The sequence below is a fragment of the Fibrobacter sp. genome (genome assembly GCF_017545445.1).
Taxonomy (GTDB): domain Bacteria; phylum Fibrobacterota; class Fibrobacteria; order Fibrobacterales; family Fibrobacteraceae; genus Fibrobacter.
Genome location: NZ_JAFWOM010000140.1, coordinates 127032 through 136784 on the forward strand (window position 1 = coordinate 127032; position 9753 = coordinate 136784).

Consider the following 9753-nt stretch of genomic DNA (forward strand, 5'->3'; position numbering starts at 1 on the left):
GGTTGTCAAGACTTTTTATACGGTTGCGGCAGAGAAGAATACGGCAAAATAAGATTCCTGCAAGTTCTAGAGGAATGTTTTGCTTTCTTTCCGCTTTATTCTAAATCGCCTAAATCTTCGAGGGGCGGACTATTGCTAGGTCGATAAGGCCGACTAGGTCCGGGACAGCACGGGCTTAATGGGAAGCCAGCATCATCCAAGATACGCTTGCGGTTAGATTCAAAGCGGTCACTTTGGATAGCTCTTTGAAAGAACTTCGCAAAATCTTCAATAGCTTGGTGAAGCTTATCGATTGTCGGACGTAATGCTTTACGCTTGCTTTCCACACGCGGCGTCGGTAACTGGCTTGCAAGATCCAAGGCTAGAACCTGAATGGAGTCATACTGGCTCCATATTGCATCGAATGCCTGACGAGCGCTGTCACGAGAAGCAACAGACACAATCGGCTGTTCCGTGCTCTTTATTGTTTCTTCTAAAGCGTCGAGAGCCTCCCGATAGTTTTTCTTTATCATGTAGCAGTAACCGATTACGAGGTAAGCTTCGGCCACGATGATGGATTTCGGAAGGTTGTTGATGATCCACTTGGCATACTTCATTGCTTCATCCGGCTTGTTGACCTTGAGGAAGGCCCATGCGATACCGAGCATAGCTTCGTCAAACACCGGAGATTCTTTTTGGACTTGACCATACATCTGAGCAGCGGCTGCAATGTCCGGCTTTTCTGCAGAGAAGAATAGGTGGCCAAGCTTGACCTTGGCGGCATTCTGTATGTCGCGTTCGGACTTGTTGGAAACTGGCAGTTCCGTAATAGCGCGGAAGCAGTTTTCGGCTTCGTCAAACTTGCTCATTCGACTGTTAGCGATGCCCATGGTGTAACGGGCGTAGAGATAGTTTGCGTTACCCGGAGGGATGGATGCGTGCAGGTCAATGGATTCCTTATAGAGCCCCTGTTCGAACTTGATCTGGCCGGCAACGTAGTCAGCGTCAGCCTTCGCATCGCTTTTGCCGAACTTCTGGGCGAAAATCTGGTATTTGTTCAAAGCTTCCGTGTACTTGCCTTCCTTATAGTCCATGTTCATCAACTGAAAGTGATACTTGGCGAGTAGGTTACTCTGCGGATAGCGCTTGATGGCGTCGCGGTAAATTTCCCTAGCCGCTTTGTGCATACGGAGGTTTTCAAAGGACTTGGCCTTGTAGAATGCAACCTGATCGACAAGGCGGAATGTTGGGTACTTTGTCTGGATATCGCCGAAGGCGTATGCAGCTTCCAAGAATTGACGGTTCAAGTAGAGACTCTCAGCTGCATGGTAGTCGTTTTCAGGTTCAATCATCAAGCGACGATAACGTTCTTCTCCGATTTTCTCTTCGCGAGTATCACCGAATCGGGTCGTGAGCTTGGTCGCCCACACAAAGCCGCGGTTCTTTTTGGCCCAGAGATCGTCATGTGACATATCGAGGTCAAGTGCAAGGTAACGGAAAATGCTGACATCCTTGAAATTAACCGTAGCACCGAGAACCGGATTGCCTTCCTTCGTGAAACGAGCGCGAATACCGAAGTGAGAAGAAAGATAATAGGTCAAGGAGAAGCTCATTTCGAGGTCGCAACATTTACCACCTTCCTTAGAATTGTGGATGAGGTTCAATATGGAGAGTTCTGCCTTGAATTCGAGAAGTCGGTTGAATCCGCGATAGAACAAAGAGAGGTTCAAGTTCGCTGGAATCTTGTAAGTGTTGTCAGCGCCCATGAACACAAATTTGAATTTATCGTCGCTATCAGCTTTGCTGACTGCCGGAGCAAGCAAGTTCTGCACGGCAACGCCAATGAGCAAGTAACCATACTTCGAAGACTCAAGCGGATTCCAGCTCAAGCCCACGTCTGCACCGACTGTGAGCTGCTTGATATCGTCAAACTGGTTGATGTACAAGACAGAAAGGTCAACACCGAGAGTGAGTAAGTGGAAAAGTCTGTATGCGTAACCGAACTGAGCGGCAATTTCGCTATAAGATTCGCCTCCTTTAAAGGACGCTGCGTTTTCAAAAAGAGAGATGCCCAAAGTGTGCTTGTCGTCAATCGGGTACGTCAAGCTGACGTATTCCTGACTGGCTTCGCTACTGGTGGTGCTAAAGATTGCGGTACTGAATTCAAGCTGATCCGCTTCAGAAATGCTAGCCGGGTTCACATACATGGCCGTATTTCTACCAAATTCGGCAAACCAGTCGTTCTGCTGATACTTATCCGGCGTGTAGGAGGCGTCTGCAAACAAAGACGTACTCACTACGGCAAGTCCGATAGCGGACACCTTGAAGAAACTCGTACGCAACATCATTTTATCTACGCTTGCAAAACTCTTTTATATGACCTACTTCTTCAATATACTTTATTTTGTTTGGGTGAACAAGCTGAATGTCCCATTTTTTTGAAAACGAATTTATTTGAATAGCGCCTTTACGGCACTCACTTCGCCGGGAACAATTGTGCGAGTCGCATCTTTGACTCCGTCATCCCATCCGACGAACACGCTGCCATTCACAGGCTGTGCGGTGAGCGTCACCGGGAAACCTTCGAAGAAATTCACCGTCAACGCAGGGGTGTCGAGCGGAAGGCCATGGACAAGGATGCTGCCGTTTCCTTCCGCAGCAAGCTTCACGGAAGTAACATTACCCAGCCCGAAATGATCCTGCATTTCCGAGGAGACTTTGACCGGGCGTTCTTCGATAAATGTCTCGATGAGCCCGAGCTGTTTCTGCATCCTCGATGCGCTTAGCTTCCAGCGTTTTTGGTCACGCGGAATTTCCGCCTTGATTTCCGACATCATCGCATCAAGGCGTTTGCGGACGCGACCGCTCTCGAATTTCATCGCAAGCAGTACGGCCATGCGGTTTATGAACGCGGCCTTGAAACCGTCGTTTTCGAGCAGGCGGCGCAAAAGCAGCGTGTGTTCGGGGCCGTTCGGCCAGCCGGGGCCATCTTCCGCTGTCACGAAGTCGAAAATATTGATGTCCTTGTATTCGCTGTACTCGTTTCCCATGCCGAAATCGAGGTCGTACAGGAACCACTTCCATTTGGTCGGTGGATTGGTGCAGCGCCATTTCTTCATGTTGTTGGCAGGCCAGTCGCGGTTGTCCGCAAATATCTCGGTATGCATGTAGTTGAGGTAGTTGTCGATGTCTATCCGCGACGATACATAGGCGTAGTTTTCCTCGTCGTTCAAGTCATTCGCTTCGATCCAGCCCATGAGTGCCTCGTAATCGACCGACGAACCTGCCGACACGGCATTGTCCGCCTTGATCAGGTCGACTGCGCCCGGGTCGATTCCGTAATGCGTTTCGAAGTAGTATTCCGTACTGCGTTCGCGGATGCCGTGGATGCCGAAGTACTCGCCATTGTAATAGACGACCGCAAAACGCCCTCGTTGGTAGTCAACGCCGAGCCCTTCGCTGATGGAACTTGCGAGCCTGTCGCGGACATAGTCATTGTCGAAGTTGCTGCCGTTGTTGCGCAGCAAGAAAACCTTGAATTCTTTCAGTTCGGGGAAATCGGGGAACAGCGCATACTTGAGTCGGCTTTCGCCATACTTTTCGCGGAAGGTGATGGCGACCGATTTCTTGGGATTTTGGCGGCTGTAATTGCCGAATATTTTGAGCCCTGCGTTGTGTGCGAAGGCGGGCGACTTTGTTCCCGGCTCCATGAATTCTACCGCTACGGGGATTTCTTTATCGAGCCAGTAGTTCGCGCCGTAATGCGGTTCTTTGGCTTGTGCGAAGTTCCCTTCCATGTAGATTCCTGAATCGGGATCGAAGAGCGAATTCGGGTCAGCCGACAGGAACACCGCAGGGACGGCAGGGGCATCCTCGAACACGTAGGTACGCGTGACGATATCGCCCGGCAACATGCCTTCCGCAAAACTTGCACACCGGAGTACTGTCGTCTTGTCAATTTGCAGGTCCGTCATCGCAGGGCTATTCACAGTAGGAGTCTTGCCATCTTTTTCGCAGCGGACGGATGCATTCCCGGGGAAACTCACAACAAAGGCCTGCGCATAGAATCCGGACGGCGGAAGTTCTGCCAAGGTATCCAGCGAGGGCGAGCGCGACTGCACCACGCTTTTTGCCGAGAGTCCATAGGGCGTCGGATCTGCAAAACCAAAGCCGTTGCTTGCTCCATCCGCAAAAGTCCCGTAGCTCCAAGACTTTCCGATGGGAAGCTCCGGATAGGCCACGGAATCCACGATTGCCGTATCCGCATTCACCAAGTAGAGCAAGCCTCCTTTTTTCGAAAGCTTGAAACCTGCATGCGGCTCGTGACCACGGTTCCGGACAAAATAATCGAATGCCTTGAGCGTCATTTCTTGCGACTCGTTCGACTCGGGGCTGATTCGCGTGCCGTAGATGTTTTCGAGGTCGGGGAATGTAGAACCCGTCGGAATCCGTGCTTGATAGACTGTCGAGGAATCCCCCGTGCCGGTAAAGACAAACTCGTAACCTTTCCAGTCATCGACATCGGGTTGCGTCAGGCGGAAGGATACCTTTCTGTCCTTGGTGATGTAGGCATGCAAGAACAGTTCGTTCGCCCCGGAAATGTCGAGTACGTCGTCCTTGCCGGAGTTGCCTGTTCCGACGAATACGGCAATCGACGACCAGCCGAGTTCCTCGTTTTCTCCCAGCTGCATGATAGCGCCCACGCGGCGAACGTTGCCTTCCTTGAAGCAGTTCTTCTGTTGCCCGGGCAAGGGGTCTGCGTAGCTTTCACCCGGCGGATCGCTTTGCGCGTCCGTCCAAGTCCAGCAACCGGGACCGATCATGTTTAGCGTATCGTGCGGCAACACGTAATCGGGGTAGTTCTTGCCTGACATGAACACGAGCAGCTGCGAATTAGGTGCAATCTTTACATTGCCGAACTTCCATTTGAACGGGTCATTTTGCGAATCTGTCAGGTACATCCCCGACAAGTTCACCGTGTCCGTCGATGTGTTGAGAATTTCCACCCAGCCTGCATCATCGCCTTCGTGGTCTTCAAAATCGACATTGATGGGATCGACTTCGGTAAACTTTAGCGGTCCACCCACAAATTTCAGTGAACCATCCGCAACAGGCAAATGCGATTCTGCTGATTCGGCGGTAGAATTTGAGCTGTCGATTTCATTTGGGGCGAAAAAAACGTGCGAATTGTCATCGGAACATGCTGCAAGCATCCAAGATGCGAGCACGCTAAAAAAGATTGTTAGGGAAAGTTGCCTATACACCATGACTAAAATCTATATTCTGAAAAATGAAATGCAAAATCCCCTGTGTGGCAAAATAACAGTTTTCACCTTTTTTAGTTTTCTCGGTTTTGTACATAGTGGGCTTGACAGAGCTTCGCAAAAAATGCATTTATGTATATCATCGGGATTGCTTTGCAAGGAGAAAAAATGAGTTTTAAGAGGTTTAACGCTATCGCTGCTTTTGTAATAGGTGTTTCCTGTTTGGTGTCTTGTGGCGATAATTCCTCTTCTGCGGAGTTTTGGTCTTCAAGCAGTGAAGTGCCCGATTGGAATAGCGTGTCTTCGGTAGATGAGTCCTGCAGTTCTCGCGAATTTGTTGTGTCAAGTAGTTCCGACGAACTTGTTAAATCGAGTAGTTCTGTTGAACCAGACAGTTCCGGCGAACATGTCGAATCTAGCAATTCTGTTTATTCGAGCAGTTTTGTTGAAAGCAGTTCTAGTGTGCGTGTTGAATCGAGCTGTTCTGTTGAAAGTAGTTCTAGTGAGTTTATGGAATCCAGCAGCTCTGCTGAAAGCAACTCCAGCGAATCGCCCGCAGTGAGCAGCAGTAGCAAGAGTTTAAATGGTGTCGTTTGGTATGTTGTCGGCGACAGCTTCAGCGCTGGCGATTTCGAAGGACTCGACCCTAAGCCCACCATCAAGGAAGGGAAATACGCTGGGAAACTTCCGGTCTATTCTTACCTGATTGGAAACCGAACCGGTTGCGATGTGCGGAACATCGCCGCTGGCGGAACAACCATTTGCTATTACGATACCTACGGCTTCACCAAGCCGGAAAACGGAATCATGTACAGGACGGATTTTTCGGATGCCGACATCATTACCATTTATTACGGAATCAACGACTCCCACAACCAGATTCCTATCGGGAACATCGATGACATGGACCCGACTACATTCTACGGCGCATTCAACGTGGCACTTGATTACTTGACGAAAAACTACCCGAAGGCAAAAATCGGGATTATCGTTTCGAATGGTTGTGATACCGAGGATTATCCCGAGGCGACCGAGCAGATTGCAATCAAGTGGGGGCTTCCGTATCTTGACTTGGATGGCGGCGTGAACGGAATTACGATGTTGCGCTCCAGTTCTAGAAATCCGACTCCCGACGCAGAGAAAAAGGAAATCCTAAAACAGCAATGGGTCCATGAACACAACTGGCACCCGAACGAATACGCCCATGAACTCGAAAGCCATTTCATCGAGGAATGGCTATTGACGCTGCTTTAGCTTCTAAAACAAACCGACTATAAATTCAAAAAATAAAGATGGTAAAAATATAAATCCAAACAAGGCCAATGGCAAAATTGGAATAACTCCAATCGCTGCAAAAATCTTCCAAATTTGATTTTGGACAATCTTAATTTTCAGCGAGAATAAATCCAGTAACAACAAAACAGCCGACGCAAGCATCACTAAAGAAAATAACAGCGCGATTAAGAAAAGCGGTCTGTCGGCAATAAAATCAAGACTATTACCTACAAAAATCATGGACGTTGGTACATAATGAACTGCCAAACATACTGCGGAAATAAACGCAGTCAAAGTAAAGAATTTTTCTATCAATTTCTTAATCAATTGGACCACTCCATAGCGCAATGAGCTGAAATTACATCCTTGCCTGGAGCTCTTTTCTGACCATCGCTCGGAGCACTTTTCTGAAGTACGATTTTATCGCTAAACGGACTAGGCTCAATTGTAAAGCCATCTAGTGGTTCAGCATCATAAAAAATTATGATAGAATCTTGCCGTTCGTCAATCCCGATGCCCGTTCCCTGAACAACAGCCCCAATACCTCCACGGGGCTCAAACCGATATGTCAAAATATTTTTTCTTGCATTATCATCGTCCTGATACTGGAGATGCCAAACATAGGAGGAAGCATTGGTTTCAACAAAGAAGTCATACCAAAAGGATTCATTCTGATTCTCCCGTTCTAGGAAAATTTTCTTGCCACTCAATTCACATTGCTTTGCGCCTTTATTTTTCGCCCGAAAGCCATACAAATCCCCCGGATAATTATTCTCATAAATAGGAAAAGTTTCCCCCTCAATCGGATTAAAACATGCTCGGCAAAAAGACAAATACGAAAGAAAGATTACAGTAAAGGCGATTTTCGCCCACAAATCATTCTTTTTTAAAAATTGAACCGCTTGGGATACTGTTATCTTATTTATTTGCATACAACAGAAAGAATATACAAAATCTAGATCGAGTTCATGTAGTTTTCAGCAAACGACAAAAATTAGAACATCACGCGATAGAGAATTTGTTTTTCGTAGTGGCGACCATTGAGATCGTGGTAGCCTTTCGAATTATTGGACCGGGCCGGTGTTTCGTTGCCAAGAGTCTTTGGTGGCATAATGCGGACTGTTCCAGACGAAGATTCTGCGGTGGAATTCGATGAAGTCGCGGAATTACTCGACGCTACGGAACTGCTCGAAAGTCCGTATTCGAAGGCGCCGAGGTCAGGAGCTTTACCAACGAACGGGAAGCCTAGATCTTCGCCCTTGTCAATGGCGCGGCTCCCTTCCTTGAGCTTCAGGAAACCCACATTAGGCAAACTGCCGTCAGCGTTGCGTGGACCCAGCATTCCCGGAATCGTCGAGAGGTCCTTGCCGGTCACGGTCATGCTCGGGTCATCGAGACTTACAAAGTCGTCTTCGGTCAGGTCGAGATTTAAATTCCAAGAGTTGTTTTCGCCTGCCGGGCAATCTACATAATGGTCGATGTTCTGGCTCGAAATCTTCTCCCAGCATGTTCCAATTTGCGAGAGTTTGTTCGGGAATGCTATGTTGTTCTTGAGCACGTGCGCTTTGTCGCCCATTAGCGGAACGACTTCGGCAATGCGAGTCCTTTCATCTTCAGCGTAAATTGTCGAGGGCATGCCAAAAGAGCGGTCCCCGTTTTTGTAGGAAGTGTTGTTGATCCATGTGCTACCGATGGTCGTGTAGTTCGAATAGAAACCGGTGGCCACGTTGTTCCAGGCAACGCAATTTCTAATGAAATGTCTTCCCTTATCGTTTCGGCTGTACCCCATCTTGAACCCGTTGCCATTTCCGTTAGGCGGTTTGCTTGTCCCGTAATGGATATAGCCGTTTCCCATGGCGTAGCTGTTTTCTACGACGACAGGGAATTCCTGGGCCAGTACATCATAGCCGTCGTCGCTATTCCACCAGGCACGGCACCCGATGAACTTGGTGGTGTCGCCGTCGTACTGGTAATGCACGCCAAAGCCGTCGGCATTCTCGCCGTCGCCCTGCCAATCGGTGGGGTCGTAGTTGTCGTGCGCATCGCAGTTCAAAAAGAGATGTCCGCCGCCACCTGAAGCTCCGTCGTGCGCGAAAAATCCCGGACCTGCATTGTGGTGGCTGTCAATTTGCTCCAAGAAAATGTGCTTGCTCGCGTAGATGAAAATGCCCGAATTGGAATTGTGTATCATGGGCGTGTTGCGGACTTCAAAGCCCTTCAAGTGCAAGTACTTTGCCGCAATCACGATAGGCGAGGTGTACATCGCTCCTTCGGGTGTGCCGTCGCTGTGATCTTCGCCTGCGGCCACAGGGAGGTTTGTCGCGTCAAAAATTGGACGCTCGCCCGGGTAGGCAAGGTAATGGATGCGGTTGTCGTCGCTTTCGCCACTTGCGGTCAACAAGATGCTCGCTGTCATCTTGTACCGTTGGTAAAAGACCGTGTCGTGCAGGTCATAGATGCCGCCGCGAATCCATACGGTATCGCCTGCATGCACTACAGTATTTGCCTTGTTGAGCGTCGCGAAGGGCTTGTCCTTTGTGCCTGCCGCACTGTCGCTGCCGTCTGTCGCCACGTAATAAACCGCACCGAACGCCTGTGCCACCGACAAGATGAACCCCAATGTCAATAAAAACTTTGCTCCCATAGAGACCTCAACGAAATATCAATAATATACACTGTTTTGAGAGGCTTCTTACGATTTGTTCGTAAAACAGTTCAATTTTGGTCCATTTTCCACAAATTTGCGTGTTAATATAACGGATAGGGAGCTGTTTTCTGTCTATGAGCCCGACATTTTCGGGAGTTTAACAACGGATAAATATGGAAAATAATAACGCCGAAATTAGCAACGCCAGAATAGAAAATGGCCACGGCGAAATGATTGGCGAAGCCAAGACGTTCGAAGAATACAAGGGTGCCGGAGTTTTCGCCGACCTCCTGCTCGATAGGACGTTCAAGAAGGCCTTCAATCCCGACACACAGAACAAGGTCTGCCTGATTGCGCTTTTGAATGCCGTGCTTGAAGGCGAAATCGCATCACCGATTGTCAATGTGCAGTCCCGCAACAAGGAATACAGCGACGGTTCGAACGAAAACCGGACTACGGTCTTTGACTTGGGTAACGTATATTTTCTTTCGCAAATTCCTTTAAGGGAATAAAAAAATAGGATGTTCCAATTTTTAGATTTGAAATAACCACAAATCAACCTAAAAAAGAGCATCCTATGGATAACAA

General features: G+C 48.6%; 7 protein-coding genes. 2 read left to right on the forward strand and 5 right to left on the reverse strand.

Features of this window, described 5'->3' with window-relative positions; all coding sequences use genetic code 11:
• Nucleotides 1–95 precede the first annotated feature (95 nt).
• Both IKG78_RS16640 and IKG78_RS16645 read right to left on the reverse strand, forming a co-directional pair.
• A complete protein-coding gene (locus IKG78_RS16640; protein ID WP_290945552.1) occupies nucleotides 96–2327 on the reverse strand; it encodes a tetratricopeptide repeat protein in 2232 nt (743 codons plus the stop codon).
• A 102-nt stretch (nucleotides 2328–2429) separates the two neighbouring features.
• A complete protein-coding gene (locus IKG78_RS16645) occupies nucleotides 2430–5207 on the reverse strand; it encodes a CotH kinase family protein (RefSeq protein WP_290945555.1) in 2778 nt (925 codons plus the stop codon).
• Between the two features lie 204 nt (nucleotides 5208–5411).
• Here IKG78_RS16645 and IKG78_RS16650 point away from each other — a divergent pair, with 204 nt between their 5' ends.
• Nucleotides 5412–6497: an SGNH/GDSL hydrolase family protein gene (locus IKG78_RS16650; protein ID WP_290945557.1), complete on the forward strand. Its 1086-nt coding sequence runs from the start codon at nucleotides 5412–5414 to the stop codon at nucleotides 6495–6497.
• A gap of 3 nt (nucleotides 6498–6500) precedes the next feature.
• Here IKG78_RS16650 and IKG78_RS16655 read toward each other — a convergent pair whose 3' ends face one another.
• From IKG78_RS16655 to IKG78_RS16665, 3 genes are all read right to left on the reverse strand, one after another.
• Nucleotides 6501–6845 carry a hypothetical protein gene (locus tag IKG78_RS16655; RefSeq protein WP_290945559.1) on the reverse strand — a complete coding sequence of 115 codons (345 nt, stop codon included), beginning with the start codon at nucleotides 6843–6845 and terminating at the stop codon, nucleotides 6501–6503.
• Nucleotides 6842–7450, reverse strand: a complete 609-nt coding sequence (locus IKG78_RS16660) for a hypothetical protein (protein WP_290945561.1) — start codon at nucleotides 7448–7450, stop codon at nucleotides 6842–6844. Before IKG78_RS16660 ends, IKG78_RS16655 begins: the two co-directional genes overlap by 4 nt.
• Nucleotides 7451–7512: 62 nt before the next feature.
• Nucleotides 7513–9162: a right-handed parallel beta-helix repeat-containing protein gene (locus IKG78_RS16665; protein WP_290945563.1), complete on the reverse strand. Its 1650-nt coding sequence runs from the start codon at nucleotides 9160–9162 to the stop codon at nucleotides 7513–7515.
• Nucleotides 9163–9338: 176 nt separating this feature from the next.
• Between IKG78_RS16665 and IKG78_RS16670 the strand changes: the two genes are divergently transcribed.
• On the forward strand, nucleotides 9339–9677 hold the full coding sequence (locus tag IKG78_RS16670) for a PD-(D/E)XK nuclease family transposase (RefSeq protein ID WP_290945565.1): 339 nt from the start codon (nucleotides 9339–9341) through the stop codon (nucleotides 9675–9677).
• The last annotated feature ends 76 nt before the right edge of the window (nucleotides 9678–9753 follow it).